15 protein-coding genes are annotated in these 20,015 nt (G+C 52.5%); 2 read left to right on the top strand and 13 right to left on the bottom strand.

The genetic code is table 11. The annotated features are described in order from the left end of the window. Window positions 1-24 precede the first annotated feature (24 nt). The 7 genes from NG42_RS10290 to NG42_RS10260 all read right to left on the bottom strand — a co-directional run bounded on the left by NG42_RS10290 (window position 25) and on the right by NG42_RS10260 (window position 8,052). On the bottom strand, window positions 25-771 hold the full coding sequence (locus tag NG42_RS10290; protein WP_052899209.1) for an energy transducer TonB family protein: 747 nt from the start codon (window positions 769-771) through the stop codon (window positions 25-27). A gap of 1 nt (window position 772) precedes the next feature. Next, a complete protein-coding gene (locus NG42_RS10285; RefSeq protein WP_052899208.1) occupies window positions 773-1,177 on the bottom strand; it encodes an ExbD/TolR family protein in 405 nt (134 codons plus the stop codon). Between the two features lie 289 nt (window positions 1,178-1,466). Then, window positions 1,467-3,689 carry a TonB-dependent receptor domain-containing protein gene (locus NG42_RS10280; RefSeq protein ID WP_052899207.1) on the bottom strand — a complete coding sequence of 741 codons (2,223 nt, stop codon included), beginning with the start codon at window positions 3,687-3,689 and terminating at the stop codon, window positions 1,467-1,469. Then, window positions 3,686-5,788, bottom strand: coding sequence for a S9 family peptidase (locus tag NG42_RS10275; protein WP_072133201.1), 2,103 nt, complete (start codon window positions 5,786-5,788; stop codon window positions 3,686-3,688). Before NG42_RS10275 ends, NG42_RS10280 begins: the two co-directional genes overlap by 4 nt. 50 nt (window positions 5,789-5,838) lie before the next feature. Continuing rightward, window positions 5,839-6,630: an energy transducer TonB family protein gene (locus tag NG42_RS10270; RefSeq protein WP_052899236.1), complete on the bottom strand. Its 792-nt coding sequence runs from the start codon at window positions 6,628-6,630 to the stop codon at window positions 5,839-5,841. 8 nt (window positions 6,631-6,638) lie between these two features. Further along, the gene (locus tag NG42_RS10265) at window positions 6,639-7,502 is read right to left on the bottom strand and encodes a ChaN family lipoprotein (RefSeq protein ID WP_241488339.1); all 864 of its coding nucleotides are present in this window, start codon (window positions 7,500-7,502) and stop codon (window positions 6,639-6,641) included. Window positions 7,503-7,704: 202 nt separating this feature from the next. After that, window positions 7,705-8,052 carry a hypothetical protein gene (locus NG42_RS10260; protein ID WP_052899205.1) on the bottom strand — a complete coding sequence of 116 codons (348 nt, stop codon included), beginning with the start codon at window positions 8,050-8,052 and terminating at the stop codon, window positions 7,705-7,707. 257 nt (window positions 8,053-8,309) lie between these two features. On the opposite strand from NG42_RS10260, the gene NG42_RS23755 reads away from it, so the two are divergent. Continuing rightward, window positions 8,310-10,256, top strand: a complete 1,947-nt coding sequence (locus tag NG42_RS23755) for a family 10 glycosylhydrolase (protein ID WP_162231025.1) — start codon at window positions 8,310-8,312, stop codon at window positions 10,254-10,256. Window positions 10,257-10,330: 74 nt separating this feature from the next. Here the strand turns inward: NG42_RS23755 and NG42_RS10250 are convergent, their stop codons facing one another. The 5 genes from NG42_RS10250 to NG42_RS10230 are packed head-to-tail and all read right to left on the bottom strand — an operon-like array spanning window position 10,331 to window position 18,315. Next, window positions 10,331-12,529, bottom strand: coding sequence for a TonB-dependent siderophore receptor (locus tag NG42_RS10250; RefSeq protein WP_052899234.1), 2,199 nt, complete (start codon window positions 12,527-12,529; stop codon window positions 10,331-10,333). Window positions 12,530-12,558: 29 nt separating this feature from the next. Then, complete coding sequence (locus NG42_RS10245) at window positions 12,559-13,881, bottom strand: lysine N(6)-hydroxylase/L-ornithine N(5)-oxygenase family protein (RefSeq protein ID WP_052899204.1); 1,323 nt, start codon at window positions 13,879-13,881, stop codon at window positions 12,559-12,561. Beyond that, window positions 13,878-15,626 carry an IucA/IucC family protein gene (locus NG42_RS10240; RefSeq protein WP_052899203.1) on the bottom strand — a complete coding sequence of 583 codons (1,749 nt, stop codon included), beginning with the start codon at window positions 15,624-15,626 and terminating at the stop codon, window positions 13,878-13,880. Before NG42_RS10240 ends, NG42_RS10245 begins: the two co-directional genes overlap by 4 nt. Beyond that, on the bottom strand, window positions 15,623-16,570 hold the full coding sequence (locus NG42_RS10235) for a GNAT family N-acetyltransferase (RefSeq protein ID WP_173581480.1): 948 nt from the start codon (window positions 16,568-16,570) through the stop codon (window positions 15,623-15,625). Before NG42_RS10235 ends, NG42_RS10240 begins: the two co-directional genes overlap by 4 nt. Further along, entirely contained in the window at window positions 16,570-18,315 is a 1,746-nt protein-coding gene (locus tag NG42_RS10230) for an IucA/IucC family protein (protein ID WP_052899201.1), read from the bottom strand. Before NG42_RS10230 ends, NG42_RS10235 begins: the two co-directional genes overlap by 1 nt. Before the next feature lie 440 nt (window positions 18,316-18,755). Here NG42_RS10230 and ftnA point away from each other — a divergent pair, with 440 nt between their 5' ends. Next, complete coding sequence (gene ftnA / locus NG42_RS10225; RefSeq protein ID WP_052899200.1) at window positions 18,756-19,268, top strand: non-heme ferritin; 513 nt, start codon at window positions 18,756-18,758, stop codon at window positions 19,266-19,268. On the opposite strand, the gene NG42_RS23475 is transcribed toward ftnA, so the two are convergent. Then, a partial coding sequence (locus tag NG42_RS23475) for an aminotransferase-like domain-containing protein (protein WP_241488338.1) occupies window positions 19,250-20,015 on the bottom strand: 766 nt, incomplete at its 5' end. The genes ftnA and NG42_RS23475 overlap by 19 nt on opposite strands.

Raw genomic sequence — 20,015 nt, 5'->3', positions numbered from 1 at the left:
TAAAGATAAAAGTGAACTCAGGTTTCAGGGCGCCTGATAGTTAAAGGTTGCGGTAAAACGTTTTTTTGCCTGCCCGGCAAAAGCCTGTTCGGGGAACGGCTTCACCTGGCTGATACTCTGTAAGCTGCTGCTGGCGGCGCGGTTCAGCAGCATGCTGCGCGCTTTATTGGCAATGCCCGAATCCAGCACCCGACCGCTGCGATCGACCTCCAGCCAGATTTCCACTTCTCCTTCCGGCCGCTCCAGCGAAGACTGTCGCCCGGTCGGATAGCGTTTGCGCTGCTCCAGCTCGCGGCGCATCGCCTGCAAATATCCGTTTTCCACCGCCTGAGCATTGACCGGCGGCGCAGCCGGGCGAGCCGGTGCGGCAACTGCGGGTTTCGACGTCGCCGTCACCGCGCGCGGCGCAGGGGTAACCGGACGCGGTTTTTCTACCGGCCGCGTTTTCTCAGGCTGTGGTTTAGGTTTTGGCTTCGGTTTAGCCGCGATAACCGGTTCCGGGGCGACAACTACCGCGTCGACGACCGGCTCCGGCTCGGGGACTGGTTCTAATTCTGGTTCTGGTTCTGGTTCTGGTTCCGGCGGGGGTGGCTCAGGCACTTCTGGCTGCGGTATTGACGGAGGTTCCACCAGCGCCAGTTCCATAGTGGCTTCGTCATAATGTGGCTGAATCTTCAGTGCCGCCTGCTGGCTGGCAATCAGCAGGCTTCCGGCAACCAGCAAGGCGGGCAACCAGCTAAACAGATGACGTGAACGATAGAGCAGATACATGTCACAGCTTCCGGGTTGCAATGGAGACGGAGAAAAAACCACCCTGACGCAGGTTATCCATCACGGCCACCAGCCGCTCTACCGCCACGCCCTTATCACTGTTGACGATAATGGTGGTCGTCTGGTCGCCCTGTTGCTGTTTTAAGCTGGTGACCAGCGCATCCAGCGCCACCGGCTGACCATCCAGCTGTAATTGTTCATCCGCCCCCAGGGTAATAATCGCCTTCTTCTGCGGTTTTAACTGCTGTGCGCTGGCCGCGCCGGGCAACTGGGTTTTCAGCCCCAGAGCAGGGATAACGTTCAGACTGATCAGCACGAAAAACACCAGCAAAAACATCATCACGTCGATCATCGGAATCAGTTCGATATGAGCTTTGTTCTTCTTTGGTTCATTCCAGTTACGCATGGCACTCCCTCCCAAAAGCAAAGCAGTCAATATAGAGAGGGTTTGTTTATTTTTTGTTACAGTTAAGTGATCTTATTTTCACAGTGAAGGTTTTTTTGCGAGAATTTTTTCAACCGCAAGGGGGAACAGCGCAGGAAGAAATGCCTTAGCAGACAATCAATTTCAGCATCAGAACAAGGTTTGACGCGGTATTAGCAGGATTAAGCCTGTGGGATTAGATGTTAGAATTACAACATCCGGTTATGCGGTTGTCAGCTTCCCTGCTGACAACCCGCAGGGTAATAATCTGTCAGAAACGCACCTCACCGCCAAACACCCAGGTACGGCCACGTGCGCTGGTGTTTACCGACTTACCGTCATCGCCACTGTAGTAATAATCCTGATTTAGCTTGTTCAGCGCCTCAGCATAATTTTTATTACCGAGGTTCTGTACGCTTAAGCGCAATAACACATTGTCTGTCAGCTGATAATTACTGTAGAGATCAATGATGGTCGGAATATTCGGCAACTGTTCTTTTGGCAACTGCCCGGTCTCATAGTCATAGCCATTAACACTTAAACGCTTTGATTTACCGGTGAATTTAAACAGGCTGCCCACCACCAGTTTTTTATCGAGAAAGCGCGCACCAATATCCAGCGTGGCATAGCTGTCAGGTAAATCACTGATATCACCGTAACCCATACCACCTTGCGTGCTGCTGGCGACCGACGTCGGTTGATCGGTGTGCTGCTTACTCCACGACAAATTGACATAGGCATATTCAACGTCATAACTGGCCTCAATTTCATAGCCATCGCTGTGAACTGGCGTCAGCGAGTTGGTATGCAAATAGGCGTTAAAATCCGCTGAAGAGTTGTCGATATCGTGACAGAGCGTACCGTCATAACAGAGGAAGAAAGACTGACTGCTGATGTAATTTTTAATCCGCGACTGGTAAGCCAGCGCTTTCAATCTGAAGGTATCCTGCTCGAACAGCAGGCCGTTTTTAATGATATTAAACCCGGCCTGATAAGTTTCGGCTTTCTCTGGTTTCAGGAACGGGTTCATTGAACCGCCGCCTTCGTTAGCAAAAAATACTTCCTGAGGATTCGGCGCGCGTGAAGAGTGGCTGTAGCTAACAAAAGGCTGGAGCCAGGGAGTCACTTGCGCCGATAATGCCACCGAAGGGTTAAACGCCCGATCATTCAGATTTAAGATTCCCTCGCCCTGGGGGAAACATTTCTGCTTAGCGGAGCAGGCGGGCTTGAAACCGTTAACTTTAGTCTCGCTGTAATTTAAATTCAGGTCCAGTTGATAAATATCTTTATTAATCGTCAGCCCCGTATATAACGCTGCAATGTTTTGCTTACCCGAGGGAGCGAAACCATTGGACTGGTTAGTCTCACTGTTATCAAAAGCACGGGTATATTTTGTATCCATCACCTTGCCACCGAGCTGCCAGGAAAAATCATAATCGCCGAGCGAAAAACGGCTGGTATTACTTAAATCGACAGCTTCAGATTTATTGGTGGTTGAGGCATGGTTGGTACTGCTTAACGAGCCGGGATTGTAGGTCTGACTGGAACGACTGGTACTGAGCAACATCTTCACATCGATTAGCTCAGACAATGGCGTATAATCATATTTCAGATAGTAGTCATCGCTGGTGATATTACGCTGGGTAAAATTGTTATGGTAATTACGGCCGCCAAACTCAAACTTAGTATAACGGTCGGGGTTAATATTCAGCTTATACAGCTGTGAATTCGGCTTCTGTTTCATAAAACTGTTATCATTGCCGAGAAACTCATCGCTTTTTATTCCGGCACCATTCTTATAGGTCGCATACTGGACGTTATCACTAAAACCAGCCAGCCCACCAATACTGCCGCCATCGCCGAACACTTCAGATCTGCCGGCGACGGCAATCATGCCACTGCGGCCAAAGCCATTATCGCCAACGGTAAAACGTGTCAGGACACCGGTCTGACGATTCTTCCGCACTATATCGTCAATGCCAATGGTACGCATATTGGCACTTCCCGCCAGCGCATTAACCCCCTGCGATCCGGCACTGTTACCACGGCTTATATCGACACCGGCGAGAAAATTCTGGTCAATTAACACTCCGGAGGCGCTGTTAGCGCCACCATGATAGCTGGAAGGTGCCATACCGTAATAAGTCTGACTGACACCATCGACCATGGTATTGACGCGGCCAAAGCCGCTCATACCGCGAATATTTACATTCACCGCCCCTTGCAACGCATCCTGCTGGGTAAACGTCCCTGGCATGGTACGTAAAGTCGCATCCAGACTTTGCAAGTTTTTATTCATTTTACGCGAGCTAAAAGCTCCCGGTTTGCTGTAGGTTTCCGCATCGGAACCGGCGTTACCGTCCTCCTGCTGCGCATTATCAGCAACATTTAATGTTGAGAAAGTCGATTCCCCTTTCTGTTCCGCGGCATGAGTAATACAAGGAAAAATAACACAGCTGGCCAACGCACAGTTGGCGATATTTTTATACTTCAAGGTAATGCTCCTGAGGTTTTATTTTTTTCTTTATCAAGGTAAAGCAGAAAGCTGAATGCGCTGGCCGAGTCGCGCAGCCGGGAATAGCGTCCGGCATCGCCACCATGCCCGGCGTGCATATTGGTAGTAAGCAGAATTTTCGCAGCGCGGTTTTGATTAACGGCACGCAGGCGCGCAACATATTTCGCGGCTTCCCAGTAGGGTACCTGTGAATCATTTAATCCGCTGGTCACCAGCATATCGGGATAGTGTTGAGCAGAGAGATTCTCATAAGGGCTGTAAGCTTTAATCACCGGATAATCGGAAGCGGTCGCCGGATTGCCCCACTCTTCATATTCCTGCTGCGTCAGCGGTAGCGATGCGTCCAGCATGGTGTTCAGCACATCAACAAATGGCACCTGTAATACCACCGCGGAAAATAGTTCAGGAGCCTGATTCAGCGCGGCTGCCAGCAGCAGGCCACCGGCGCTTCCCCCCATGCCATAAACACGTTTTTTCGCACCGTAGCCCAGCGCTACCAGCCCGCGTGTGGCATCGATAAAATCATTAAAACTGTTTTGCTTATGTGCCTTCTTGCCGTTGAGATACCAGTCAACACCCTTCTCGCCGCCGCCACGCACGTGAACCAGAGCAAAAACAAAACCCCGGTCGAGCAGACTCAGACGCGGCGCGCTGAATGCCACATCAAGACTGATGCCATAGGCACCATAGCCATAAACCAGCAACGGGTTATGCCCTTGCTGAAAGCGATCCTTGCGATACACCAGTGAAACCGGGATTTGCTGACCATCACGCGCGTTAATCTGCACCAGCTCACTGGCATAGTGTTGTTGCTCAAACTGCGCAATATGTTTCTGATGCACCAGTCGGGTGCGATGGGTGGCTAAATCCCACTGGTAATAGCCCAGCGGTTTATCCAGCGATGAATAGAGATAATTAAATACTGCTGCGTGGCTGGAGGGATTATTTCCCACCCGCGCCATATAACTGGCGTCGGGGAATGGCAGACTTTGCCATTCCCCGCTGGCAAATTCCATGCTGGCAAACGCCGTTTGCCCCTGCGCGCGCTTGACCACCACCAGCCAGCGCTCGAACAGGTTAAAACTTTCAATTTCGACATTTTCTTGTGCGGCGACCACCGTTTGCCAGCGGTCACCCGGCTGGCGCACAGAATAAATCCCGAAGTTTTTATTCAGCGCATTACTGCGGATAAAGAACTGCCCGTTTAAATGGTCAACATAGTACTCAATGCCTTTGCGGCGCGGCTGTATCAGTTGAGGTGTCGCCTGCGGCGTGGCGAGAGGTAATATTCTGACTTCAGAAGTGTCGTTACCACTGGAGGTAATCAGCAGATAGTGGTCCGATGCCGAACGTGAAATGCCGGTATACAGCGTGTCATCCGGCTGCTGATACACCCGCTTATCCGGCCCGCTATCATGCAGACGATGCTGCATCACCTTATACGGCGTCAGGGTTTGCGGATTATTCAGCACATAAAACAGCGTCTGACCATCCGCGCTAAATACCATATCGCCCGAACTGTTGGCGATAGTGTCAGGCAGCCATTTACCGCTTTGCATATCCAGCAATGCCAGCTGATTCTGCCCGTCGCCACGATAATCTTCGGCAATCGCCAGATAGCGATTATCCTCACTGACGACATAACGCGAGAGACGGTAATAATGGTGCCCCTGGCTACGCTGATTCAGGTCAACTACGCGTTGCCAGCCCGCTGCACCCATTTCCTGGCGCATCAGTTGTGGATAATTGGCCTGCTCCGCGAACTGACTCTGGTAGCGATACCCCTTTATTTCATAGGGTGGGGAATATTTATCCTGTGCTTGCCGCTGGCTCATTTCGGCATAAACTTGCTCACTCAGTGGCTGCCAGCGTTGTGAAATTGTGGTGGCGTAATTATTTTCTGCCGTAAGATAATCCAGCACGGGTTTATTTTTCCGCGAATCATCGCGTAACCAGTGATAGTTATCCGTGCGGGCTTCTCCCTGAGTGACGATGATTTCTGGTTTAATTTCTGCTACCGGCGCAGCTGGCTGAGCGGCAGCCACGGCGAAATGCATGGCTAATAATAAATTAGCCATAACGACCCAACGAATATTCAGCATTAAATAAAACTCTTAGATAGAAATAATTAATTAGCCTGATTCAAGTCAAAACTTACCGGCATGGTCACTTTATAAATACCGCCGGTTAATATTTCAGCCGGAGGCTGAGGAAAAGGCTGGGCACGATCAATCATCGCCAGGGATTCTCTGTCGAGCGACAGCGTTTCTGCTGAACGAACAAGCTGCCGGGAAATCACGCGACCATCGGCAGCGACCACAAATGACACCAGCGCAATGCCCGATCGGCCACGTCGTCTGGCGTCTGCCGGGTAGGCTTTAACCAGATTCAGCTTTCCTTTGACTAAACCTTCCCAGCTCAGTTGGCTGTTGCTGACTTTAGCCGCATCACTGGCTACCGGTGCCGCAGTGGTGCTGGCGATCTTTAGCTGAGGTTTGGGTGCCGCGCGGTTAGTCACCTTTGCATTACCTTCCACCGCTTCCTGCGGTAGCAGGTTGTTCTGCTTCACATCATGTTGTTTGGTCGGCTTTGGCGTAGCCTTTTGCGGCGTAGACTGATGGATCTCAGCATTATCCGCCATCACCACCCGATGCATCTGTTGCTTTTTCGGCGTGTTTTCCACCCTGGCGGCGTCCACCTTCTGCTGCTGATTAATCCCCAATGGCATATCTGGCTGACGGCTGGTGACCTGAAATTGTTCGGAAAATTCCAGCATCACCACCGCCGGAGGCGTAATTAGCGGCGTGTTATTGCGCCAGGTGGTGATAAAAAGCGCCACCAGCAATAAGTGGGCGATCACACTGCAACATACACCGGCGCTCCAGCGCGGACGGTGTGGATAATTTTCGTTGACCAACATCATCGACATCAGCGCGCAACGACGGCGACGTACCAGACATAATCCGCTTGCCCGGCAGTGATCTTCATCCCCTGCTCCGCAAGCATCAGCACCAACGGACGGGCCTGTTTATCCAGGTCCCGCAGGTGTAGAGGCACGCCAAGATTGCGGGCTGCGTGATAACCGCCAGCGATCAGCAGCGCCGGTTTTGGCGCAGCCAGTAGCTGCTGTGCCATAAAGCGATCGCGGTTCTGCTGCACCGCCAGCATGGATGCCAGACGATCGGCATCGATCTGCCCGTCATGCATCGTCACAATCAGCGTCGACAGTGCATCAAGCACCGGTTGCTGCGAGGAAAGTATGCCTGCCGGCATCTGCTTAGTTTGATAAATCTGCTTCACTTCGCTGGCGCTAAGGTTGGCGGCCAGCAACGGAGCGTTGCCTTTTAGCGCAGTCGTCACCACTGCGCCATACAGCGACCATGGCCAGCCGTTATTCCACTGCAACAGCTGTTGCAGGCGCTCATCACGAATATAGGGAGAACTTTTCAGTCCCTGTTGCAGTTGATTCACCGCATCCTGTTGATCGCTGGCGATCATCTCCATCAGCACACTACCTTGCGGCCTTTTGGCCGCCAGCTGGCTGATTAACCACTGTTCAATACGATGGTGATCGGCGTTGTCATGCTTTTCACCGACGATCACCATAGGCGCAGCGCTGAGTCTGTTCACCAGTTCAGCAGTGGAAAGCGGCTGATTATCTCGCAGTGATTCAATGCGCGAAGAGAACGCCAGGGACTGCTCCAGCTGCGGTTCAGATTGCCTGGCGCTCTGCTGGCAGGCAGACAGCAGTGAAATCAGTAACCCTGCGACTAACAACTTAGTCTTTATCATTGTTTGTATGGCCTGAAGAGAGGTGCAAGTGAAGTTGGTGTTAACAGTCAAATACGGAAGCGAATGATAATAATTATCATAATCACGATCAATATAATTATCATTTCCATACGGAATCTTAACAGATCGGCTCAGGAGAAGGTTCAGAACGGAGTGGCTATGGGAAATCAGAAACAGTGGGAAACTAAGGGTGAATGGCCGGTTACCCGGCCATTTTTGCGCTAATCAGCTGACGACAAGCCGTTGCATTGTCTTTCAACATGCTGCGCTGCGCGTCTGTCAGTTTACTGACGGTATTCAGCACATTATCTGCCGCTCGCAAATTAAATTTTTTACGATCCAGCGCGTAATCACTGTTGCCAGCGTCAATCATTGCGCGCATTGCATCACGGTATGATGGCGTATCAGGCGTTTTGACTACCTGACAATACACCGCAACGTAATAAGCCTGTTCCTGACTTTCCACGCGTGATAACGACATATAACCCATTATCGCAGCCAAAATAATCACCGGCAGGATAAATTTTATCAGGGCATTTCTTTTATTCATCAACTTTACCAAATCAGAGAACCTGTATTCGACATCGGCACACAGGGTAGCGCATTGCGCACCCTAAAGTGAGAACTTTCTTGCTTTTATTATAAATTCATTGAGGAAAAATATCACGTTATGCTAATCCTATCCATTTAATAAACCAATAGTATCAGCAAGTCATCACTTTTCAGAATACGCAGCTGATTGATTGCACCATTCAATATAAAAGGTGTTAACTGCAGTCTCCATAGCTAATGCAAGGATGTATTAATATGTACACTATTGACTATAACAGTTACCGTTCCGTCAAAGGTTTTAACTCGCGCGTCCGCTTTTTGGTTATCCACTATACCGCGCAGAATTTTGCCTCTTCGATGGTATCGCTTACCGGACCTTTAGTGAGCGCTCACTATCTCGTTCCCGACCCTGAAGATAAAAGCTATATTTCTGCCGGTTTCAAAAACCTAAGGATTTTTAACCTGGTCAGCGAAGAGCAGCGCGCCTGGCATGCTGGCGTCAGTTCATGGGCAGGACGCAGCAATATTAACGATACCTCAATCGGAATTGAAATCGTTAACCTCGCGACCGATAATCAGGGCGAATTGACTTTTCCGCCCTATAATAAAGCGCAAATCGAGGCGGTTAAACAGCTGATAATTAATATTATCCAGCGTTACCCGGATATCACGCCAAATAATATTGTGGCGCACAGTGATATTGCCCCCAACCGAAAAAGTGATCCCGGACCTGCATTTCCATGGCAGGCGCTGTATGAAGCCGGTATAGGTGCCTGGTACGATCAGGCGACGCAACAAAAATATCTGCGAGAATTCAGCAATAAGCTGCCGGACAAAGCACAGTTGATCAATAAATTGCAACGCTGGGGCTATGATATTACTCTCGCCAGTAATGAACAGGGATATTGGCAACTTATCCGCGCCTTTCAGCTGCATTTTCGCCCGGCTAATTATGACGGCGTGGTCGATGCTGAAACCGCAGCCAACTTATTCGCGCTGTCAGAAAAATACTTTCCTGCGGAGAAACCCGTCGTAAAGGAGTTTAGGGCCAGCTGGGTTGCCACCACGCTTAACCTTGACTGGCCGTCAAAACATACTCTGACGCTTGAAGATGACCAGCAACGAATGGCGGCGCAAAAGCAGGAGCTGGTAACCCTGCTTGATGATGCCAGGTCATTGAATATCAACGCGGTAATCTTTCAGGTGCAACCCTGTGCAGATGCGCTTTATGCTTCCCGGTTGCTCCCCTGGTCACGCTGGCTGACCGGCAAGCTGGGCAAGGATCCGGGTTTTGATCCACTGGCTTTTGCCATCGAACAGGCGCACTGCCGTGGCATCGAGCTGCACGCATGGTTAAACCCTTATCGCGTTTCGATGGATGCCAGCCAGGCCACCATTGATGAGCTGAACAACTCTTCCCCGGATTCGCCTGTCAGCGTTTACCAGCAGCATCCGGAATGGATCAAAACCGCAGCCAATCGCTTTGTACTGGATCCGGGCATACCTCAGGTCAGAGGCTGGCTGAGCAATATCGTTGCTGAGCTGCTGCAACACTATGATGTTGATGGTATTCAGTTTGATGATTACTTTTATAATGAATCGGCAAATTCACCACTCAATGATGAAGCCAGCTATCAACAGTACGGCGCAGGCTTTGCCAGTAAGGGTGACTGGCGGCGTAATAATACTTACCGTCTGATTTCTGACGTGTCGCAATGCGTTAAACGCTTTAAGCCGCAGGTTCAGTTTGGCATCAGTCCCGCTGGCGTCTGGCGTAATAAACAGGATGATGCGTTGGGATCCGATACCCGCGCGGGCATACCCAGCTATGACGTGGCCTATGCCGACACCCGGCAATGGGTACTGGAAGAGCTGATTGACTATATTGCGCCGCAAATCTACTGGCCATTTGCTCAGCCCGCCGCACGTTATGATGTGGTGGCAAAGTGGTGGGCAGAGACGGTGAAAACCAGCAACACCAAACTGTATATCGGCATGGCGCTGTATAAAGTCGGCAGCCAGAGCAACAGCGAACCTGACTGGGCAATTGACCATGGCGTGCCAGAAATCACGCGTCAGCTCGATCTTAACCAGCAATTACCGCAGGTCGCGGGATGCCTGCTGTTCCGCCATCAGTTTTTGCATCAACCGCAGACCCAGCCGGTGGTTGAGACTCTGCGTCAGCGATGGAAAGAGAGCTAAGCATCTTCGTTTGAGGCGGGTAAATCAGTGAAATGGGCGACATTTCGTCGCCCACAGAAGATGTGTTAATGCGCTTAAAACACCACTGAATAATTCAGACCAAAGGTACGGCCACGCCCTTTGTAGCTGTATAGATCGGGCGAACCATAAGTCGGGCTGTAAAGCAGCGGTGCGCGCTGCCCCCAGAGCGTGGTGTAATCCTTATCCAGCAGGTTTTCCACACTAAAGCTGACTTTGCCCACCGCTAATGCATAGCTACCCAATAGGTCGATGGTGTTGTAACCCTCAAGCTTATTGCCTTTTTCATCTGATACATCAAAGGTCTGCTGTGATTGCAGCCGCAGGTTCCAGTCGCCCGGAGCCCAGCCAATATACGCGGTAGCCTTCGACGGACTGGCGCTGTCGACCGTCAGTTTATTCCACTGCCCATCCACCCGGGTCTGCGACTTAATCAGATTAAAGGTGCTGCCAACGCTCCATTCGCTGTTATCAAAGAAATAATCCAGCGCCCCTTCCATTCCATAAATACGGCGTTTGTCGTCGTCGAGGTTAATGGTCATATCGGTTTTATTGATGGAAATGGTTTTATTCGACAGGGAATAATACGCCGCCAGCTGAGTCCGCAAATTATCGCCGGTATAGCGCCAGCCCAGTTCCCACGAATTAACCTTAATTCCGTCGAGTTTCGAGTCGTTAACGTTGACGCTGTTTTCCAGCTGATAATGACCGTTCACCAGCTTATAGTTGCCGGAACCATAATATTTCGCCAGATCGGGGATTTCAAAACCCTGCGAGAAATTAAACCACGCCTGCTGACGCTCAGTCAGATGCGCCAGCAAACCGGCATTCAAAAGTACATTGTTGTAACTGGTCTTGCCGCCAGGCACCGCATCGGCCGAGGTCGCCAGTCCGTTCGCAATCGCCTGCTGCTGGGCATAACCAATAAAATCATCCACTTTGTTTTCGGTGTACTGATAACGCGCCCCGCCGCTCAGCGTAAATACCGGATTGATGTCGTAGCTGGCCTGCATAAACGGCGCGAGATTCGTGGTGGTATAACCCGGATATCGGCCAACTCTAAAGGCATTCTCCAGCGTCATCCCGCCGGACTGCTGCGCCTTCGCCAGATTGAAAAATTGTTGATTGGCGTTAAAGCTCTCATGCTCTGCGTCAACTCCCCAGGAGAGCGTCAGGCTGTCGATCGGCTGACTGTTCAGCGTCAGCTTGCCACCCCAGAAATCGGTTTTCTGCTGCGATGCGCCAATGCTGGTGACCTGGCCTTTGCTCAGAGTGGGAAACGGATAAAAGGTTAGTGATTCATCGCGATAAAATATCTGCGCCACTAAATCCTGGCCCCAGAACTCAGTGTTGGAATACTGCAAACTCAGCAGATGACGTTCAGTACCGGGAATGCGGTCTGAGTTAAGTTTATTGCTGTTGGCAGCCGTGCCGGAACCGGTCACCGCCGAAAAGTTTTCGCCGAGATAAAGCCCATGTTTGCCATCCGACTCACTGTTAAAATATTGTGCGGTCAGCTGGAGCTGCTGGTGCTCATCAATATTCAGCGTCCCGGTGCCCATCAGGTCAATACGGTGCGAATACTGCAAACCGGTCTGAGTATTATCGATTAAAACTTCATTGCCTTTACCGTCATACCAGCCGCCATAGCGTTGATATGACAGCGACAGCCGCCCTGACGCCTTTTCATTACCGCCGCCAATCGCGGCGGCAATATTCTCATCATGATCGTTATGGCTGCTAAATCCAGTTTTGCCGCCCAGTTGCAGTTCAACCTGCTTTTCCGCCTGACCTTTTTTGGTAACGATATTGATTAACCCGCCGGTACTGCCGCCGCCGTACAGCGAGGTCGCACCGGAAATCACTTCAATATGGGCGATATTAAACGGATCGATGGCGTCCAGCTGACGGCTGTCGCTGCGTGATGAGTTAAGCCGTACACCGTCAATCATCACCATCATCGCGCGGCCACGCATATTCATGCCGTAGTTGGTGCGCCCCTGGCTGCTGACGTCCATGCCCGGAATTAACTGGGCGAGGATCTCTTTCAGCTCTTTGCCGCCCTGCACCTGCTGCTCAATCTCCTGACTTTCAATCACCCAGCTGGTTTGCGCCATTTCTGCCACGGTACGGTGCGCACGACTGGCAGAAACCACCATCTGATTTTCACTACTGGCTGGCGTTTCTGCCGAGGCAGCGGGTGACAACATCAGCAGTAAGCAGGGGTTAACGACCCAAAGCGTATTTCTTTTTATCATTTTCCACTTTTCCCTTAAAAGTATGGTTACAAAGGCATGTTTTCAAACTGGCTCGGGTCATTACGGGTAACCGGGCACTGGCTTCGCCAGTGGATCAGCGATGGGCTGGGGGTCAAATCGAACTGCGGACGCCCCAAAACCCGGTTGAGAATACGTGCCGAACGCCAGGCCATCAGGCTGAGCTGCGGTTCGGCAATGCCATGACTGTGCATGCTGGCATTGACGGCAAACAGGCAATTGTCCTGCGGGCCATCCCAGTGCAGGGTGAAATCCGGGGTAATCTGATACTGCCGATCGGCGGTCAGTTGCAGCCGATGCGCTATCGGGTTGAGGAATGCCGGGCGATACTGCTGATAGCCGGTGGCAAAGATCACCACATCACTGTCGAAATGCTCGCGGCCCTGGTCGAGATGATGCTGCGTCACCAGCCGATAACCCGTTGACTGCCGGTGCAACGCGGTCAGGCTGCGGCTCGGCAGCAGGTGCGCCCAAACCGGCTCACGCAGTACCTCAAAACGATGGTACATGGCGCGGTAAATCGTCAGCAGCGATTCACTGGTAATGCCATCGGAGGTCATCTTTTGCTCGGCGAGGATCTGCTGTTTCGCTCCGTCGTTCAGGGTGAAAAAACTCTGCACATAGTCCGGCGTGAAATACTCATTGGCGAACGCCGCTTCATCCAGCGCCTGATAGTTATTACGCCGGGATAACCAGTTAAGCTGCTGCGGCAGCCCCCACTGTGCGCGAAAAATATTGAGAAACAGATCGGCACCGCTCTGCCCACCGCCCACGATAGTGACCCGTTTTCCACTGAGATCCGGATTACGCAGCGCCATTTCACTGGCATGAAAACAGTGCGCACTTTGCTCGCTGACGCACTCCGGCAGCAGCGGCTTTTTGCCGATGCCGAGACAAATATGGCGCGCGCAATGCTCCCCCTGCGGCGTGGTCACCACAAACAGCCGCTGCCGATCATCAAAATCCACGCGCTCAACCTGCTGACTGAAGGCCAGGGAATCGAGGCGGCTGGCGACCCAGTCAAGATAGTCGGCGAACTCTTCACGCGACACGGTGCGCTGCTCGGTGGTCAGGAAGCGGTAGAATTTTTTGTGCTGTACCAGATAGTTAATAAAGCTGTAGTAATTGGTGGGTGATACCGCGCTGACCAGATCTTTGAGAAAGCTGGTCTGCATCTGACACTCCGGCATCATCATGCCGGGATGCCAGGAAAACTGCGCTTTGCTTTCAAAAAACTGACCGTTGAAATCAGCGACTTCGCTGCCGAGCGCAGCGATACTGAGATTGAACGGTCCAATACCAATACCAATAAAATCAAGAGGCTGCTTCAATGATCCTGCTCCATGCTGATCAAATACAATGGGTTATCGAGATCCTGTCGATACTGCGGCAACATACGCTGGCCCTGATCCTGCTCTGACCAGGTCAGCTTCACCGGATTCAGCACTACCCGCAAAATTTGTGGTTTAAACAGATCAAACTGCGCAAAACGATCCGCCAGCTGCGGATGCTGCGCCATATATTCCCGAAGTACCTGCGCCAGCAGCTGATAGAAACGCACTTCGCTGATACCGCCAGCGGCCATCAGCGGCGAGATAAATCGTAAGACGGTAACAAAATGCCCGGTTTGTAAGTCATGAATCAGGTAGTCCGCCGGGAGGCGCGTGGTGACCTCTCTGACCTGCGCGGGCAACGAGGCAGCCTGCGGAAAATCCTGATCCACTAACCGCATATCACCCTGAAAATCTTTCAGAAAAATACGCTGAGGCTGATGGTCTTTTATCACCAGCGTGATGTTTTGCCCATGGGCAATCAGCCCCACGCCGTAACAACACATCAGGTGATAAAGCGGCACAACCACGCAACGAAACAGTTGCAGCAGCCACTGTTCCGCACTCAGTGCTGACGCGGTGATCCACGCTTCAATCAGCGGATTGCCCTGGTTATCACACTCCATCAGAGCCGCCATCAGCACCGCCCGCTCCCCTTGCTTCAGATAACTGCCGGGATTTTCACGCCAGATAATGCCGAGCATCTCCTGATAGCGATAGGGCGCGTGCCTGAGCATGGCGTAGGTCGGATGCGCCATATAGCCCGCCGCCGGTTCGGCAAGAATCGTCGCGCCGCTACTACGCAGGGTACTGTCCTCGGCAAAAATCTGTTGCAGCCAGTGGGAAGCGGCAGGCCCGGCGCTGATATATTTACCGGGAATACCGCGATAACAGGAAGTGTTATAGATCGTCAGCGGCAGCTTGATGTCGAAGGCGACATGACGGCTGATATTGGTCAGGGTGCGCAACGATTGCTGAGCAAGATAAAGATCGCCAAACTCCCCCAGTTCCACCAGATCCCCCTTTGCCAGCTGCGGCAAAAAATGCAGCGCGATTTTTTGCTGCCATTGCCACGGATGAACCGGCAGTGGGATCCACTCATCATCCAGCTTCAGCTGACGCCAGCAGTAGTTGAAGCGCTGACGCTCAGCCTTATCCATTGCGCTATTGAGCAACGCATCCAGTGAGTGAAGCCGGTCCGCACACCAGACAAAATGCGTGCGCCGCGCCGCCAGCCAGCACAGACGGAACTGCCCCTGATATTCCGGAGCATACTGCTGTAAGGCGCTCAGCCCCCAGCCACGCCGCGCTTTGTTAAAGATAAATTTCGGATGCCCGGCCAGCAGGCACTGCAACGCGTCAGGATCGAGGGCGATCAGATCCGCAGCACTCATCCCGTGGCGCGTAAACAGCAGCTGTATATCACCGCGCAGCGTGGCATAAAGATCTTCCAGGTGCTCGGCGATCTGCGCATCATTCATGTTCAGCATGCTCGCCAACTGGCACAGCAGCTGATCGGCTTCCAGCGGAGAGCGATCGCAGCTCAGGCTGGCCACCTCAATATGCAGCCATCCCCAGATGCCACGTGCCGCACTGAAACGATAATCCGCCGCACCGACCCTGATTTGCCACGCGCCGTCGCGCTCAACAGCCTGCAACAGTTGCTCATATTCCAGTTCAGCCAGCATCCGCGCGATCATCTGGCGGTTAACCTGTTGCCAGTCAGGGTAGTCAACATTGTTCATCGGCCGATCCCCCGAAAGAAGGCTTCGCGCTGATTGATAATCAGCCGCGAACGCTTATGGGGAAAATCGAACTCTTTCACCGTTTTATAACCTGCGGCAGGCAAGTGACGGAATAATCGCTGATTATCGGCACGCGGCTCTGCCACTACCCGCGTGGTGCGGATCTCATCAAGATAAAGGTAATGGGTCAACCCGCTCAGCCAGCTGCGAATATACTGCGCACCACGCCAGTTCTCTTCGCCGACCAGCATATGCAGGCCACGGTCAAACGGTAGCCAGCGATAGTGCTGACCAATACGATCTTCCGCCGCCCAGTAAACCTCGAAATAACCAAATGGCTGGTCATCGAAACAACCCAGTAGCGGATAACCGTAGCCTGAATCCAGCTGGCGTTGCAGATAGGCAACCTGCTGCTCCAGCGGCCCGCTCATTTCCCAGAACGCCTCAACGCGCGGCGCATTCATCCAGCGGGTAAACTGCTCAGCATCGTGCGCCACGTCCGGCAAGCGGAAGCTTAAGCTGCGTTTGATCTGTGGATCGAAGCGGCGATACACCTCACCTTCGGGCCGTGGCGCACGTTGTGGCAACCACAGTTCACGGCTGGCGTTGTAGTGCATCGCATCCGCTGCCGGTTGTGGCGCTGCCGTCAGCCACAGCGGCAGCTGGTAGAATTGTTCGCGCGGCAGATAATCGCCGTAAACCAGGCTAAACAGCGCCTGTGCCTGTGGCTCATTACGCCACTCGGCATACGGCAGCATAATGCCGCTCAGCTCGGGGGCAGCCACGAGCAATTGATCGCATGCGGCAACCAGCCAACCCGCAGGCAATACGCCCGGCGAGTGCAGCACTGCGCTGCCATCCCGCCCGAGGCTGAGCGCCAATTTTTTCTCCAGCCGCTCACAGTAAAAGCCACTGCTGGCATGCACCACTCTGGCAGACGGCATCACAGGGTCACCTCCGCATGCAGTGGATTTGTCAGCGAAAAGTAGATATCAGCCGGTTCGAGCAGCGTGTTTTCATCGTGTCCACGCAGATAGCAGAAAAAGTTGCCTTTACAGCGCCACTCGGCGCTATCCAGCACATAATCAAGGCATAACGGATTGCTGACCGTCGTCCGCAGCTGGCTGAGTGTATCGCGTACCCGCGCGATCAACTGGCTTTCCGCAGCAAACCCGGCGGCAGCCAGCGCCGCAGTGACGGCCAGTGCCGAGTTAACGATCAGGTAATAAGGGAAGTAGCGCAGCAGTTGCTGTTCGCTGAAGCAATTTTCCGCGCTGGCATCATCAATCTGCGCCAGCCAATTGCCAGCGACGGCGCTAAAACCACTGCCCTGACAATCGCGATACATCATGCCAACCGGTAGATCCTGCTGCATCACCACCAGGATATTCTGTTGATGCGCCAACAGCACCAGCCCGTCATCTGCTTCACAGCTGAACAGCGGCACCAGCACCTGCTGGCACCAGGCATCCAGCCAGCGCTGAGCCGCCTGCAACAAAGAAATCTCCAGCCGTGACGCCAGCCGACGCACCGTGGCTGCCAGCAGGCTGTCGCCACCATCCGGAGCCGCCTGGGTCAGGCTTGCCAGCACATTAATCTGGCTTTGTGGCTGCTCAAACAGCAAATTAACCCGCAGCGCCAGCAGACTTTCCGCCTGTAAATGGCCCTCCGCATCATATAACCCCGCCCAGCCATCTTCCTGCATCACTTGCAGCGTGGGAAAACGCGCCTGTAACTGTTGCCAGCGCTCAGTGCGCGCCAGCCGTGCCAGCCGCATCCCGCGCTGTAACTCTTTTAACGATAATGTCCGCACTGAATTGGTCAGTTGTACGCTAAGAGAAAACTTCACCATATCGCGGCTGGAGGCACAGTAAATCGAACGGCAAGAGCTGGTGGCTGACCAGTATTGCCCGGCCTCCCCCAAATCACGCAGCCGCTGTTGTGCGACCAGTTGCTGGCACCAGGGTTGCGCCAGCAGGCGTTCGGCCTGCCACGGATGCATCGGTAACAGCCAGATATCATCGTGAAAATGCACCAGCAGCTGCGGTGCATTTTCCGCGGCAAAGCGATACAGCCGTTGCTGTAGCGTCAGGCCAAGGCTGTCACCCGCCAGATTACGCTTATCGACGGCAAACCAGCGCAACGGAAACGCGGCGGCATACTCAGGCAGATAGCGACGTGCCTGCTGTTCGGTTAAAGGCTGATGGGATTTTGGTGCCGGATGAAAGGCATGCCCCACCAGCAACGCCTGTTCTGCTTCGACAAAGTTGAGCGGTTTGTCACGCAGCGCGGGCCAGTCCGCACGACTGGCAATCGCCTGATGGGTATAAAGATGGCTTTCCAGCACCCGCTGGCGAAAGCGCGCCAGCTGATGCTCACTCACCGTTTCCGCAATCGCTGGCTTAGCCAGCAGCAGATCAATCAACTGTTCCGCACTCAGCATGCAGCCTTCTTGCTGGCCGTCGAAATGCAGACGCGCCGGAAACCGGTAGTGATGATGCTGAGTCAGCGAACAAAAGCGCAAATCAATGCGTAACGTGCGGGAAGATGAAAGCGGAATTTGCAGTTGCGCATACTGCTGTGCTGCGCCAGCCGGGATGATTTGCCAGTCCCTGGTTTCACGCGTTAATGCATTCAGAAAACACTGCGCAGCAACATCCGTGATGGATGCTGCATGTTGAATGGTCATAATCCTTGACTCACCCTGATATCCTTGAGAATGATTCTTATATCAAGAGCGATTTACATTATCAACTAATTAGCGCCGCTTTCTTAAACAGGCTGTGGGACCCACACATTTTGCTCTGAAAAAATGGCTCTGCTTTGGCGATAAAAAACTGATACTCCTAATTATTCAATATGACTAATTTGATAATGAAAACTAATATCACCTTGAACGATAAAAGTGATTACCGCTGAATATTTACTGTATTTTCAGTGAATTAAACCCGGTATTCCCCAGCCAGCAATGAGAATCAATAGCATTCAAAAACCGGACTAATTACAATTAAAAACAACAGGATAGAATTATCTGCTTTTACATTATAAATATATCTCTTTGCTATTTGATGATGCATACTTCGTGCAATCAACTAAATATAAATTTTATTCTCATATTATGGAGCTGCCATGCTGACTAATGAAATGACCGCGCGCCTGAATGATCAGTTAAACCTGGAATTCTACTCAGCCAATCTTTATCTGCAGATGAGCGCATGGTGTGGCGATAAAGGCTTTGAAGGAGCCGCCTCATTTCTTAAAGAACACTCACGCGAAGAGATGCAGCATATGCAGCGTCTGTTTGATTATCTGAGTGATACTGGCTCAATGCCGGTGCTGGGCAGCATCGCCGCACCACCGGTATCCTTTAACTCACTGGCAGAAGTGTTTGAGCAAACCTACGAACACGAGCAGCTGATTACCGGTAAAATTAATGAGCTGGCACATTACGCCATGACCTCACAGGATTATTCGACCTTCAACTTCCTGCAGTGGTACGTGTCCGAACAGCACGAAGAAGAGAAGCTGTTTAAATCGGTACTGGATAAACTGGCGCTGGTTGGCACCAGTGGCAAAGGTCTGTTCTTTATTGATAAAGACCTCGCCAAAATGGGTGCGGAAAATCACGGTCCCGCGGCCTGATGATGGTCAGCGCGTGATGCCACGCCGTTTTTCGCCAGGCAGTCACGCAGCACGTTGAACGCGGGTAACATTACCCGCTCTTCAACGCAGGCAAAACCCAGCAGTAATCCGCGTCGTGCCTGCGGTTGCATATAATATTGCGACAGCGGGCGCACCTTCACCCCCTGGCGCAATGCCCTGGCGGCAATGGCCACATCATCGCAGCCATCCGGCAGATTCAGCACCAGATGCAGTCCGGCTTCATGGTTAAACTCGCGCAGAAAATCAGGCCCCAGATAGCGCTGGATCAGCGAAATCAGAAACGCGCGGCGTTTGCCATACAGCAGCCGCATGCGACGAATATGCGCGGCGTAGTGTCCTTCACGAATAAATTCCGCCAGCGCCCGCTGAATCAACAGATGTCCGCCGCGATACAGCTCGGCTGCCGCAGTGCGCAGCGGCGCAATCAGCTGTTTTGGCACAATCATGTAGCCGATGCGCAGTGCCGGATAGAGCGTTTTGCTAAAGGTGCCCATATAGATCACCGGCGCATCCGCTTCCAGCCCCTGCAAAGACGGGAAAGGCTGGCCGGAAAAACGAAACTCGCTGTCATAGTCATCTTCCACAATCCAGCTGTGATGGCGTCGTGCCAGTGCCAGCATCTGCTGACGTCGCGCCAGGCTCAGATGCGATCCCAGCGGATACTGGTGTGAGGGCGTGACAAACATCAGCCGTGGTGGCGCGCGGTCGGCATCGCTGGCAGGAATT

This window comes from Winslowiella iniecta, from assembly GCF_001267535.1.
Classification (GTDB): domain Bacteria; phylum Pseudomonadota; class Gammaproteobacteria; order Enterobacterales; family Enterobacteriaceae; genus Erwinia; species Erwinia iniecta.
The sequence above is the reverse complement of the archived record's forward strand: the minus strand, read 5'-3'. Positions and strand labels throughout refer to the sequence as shown.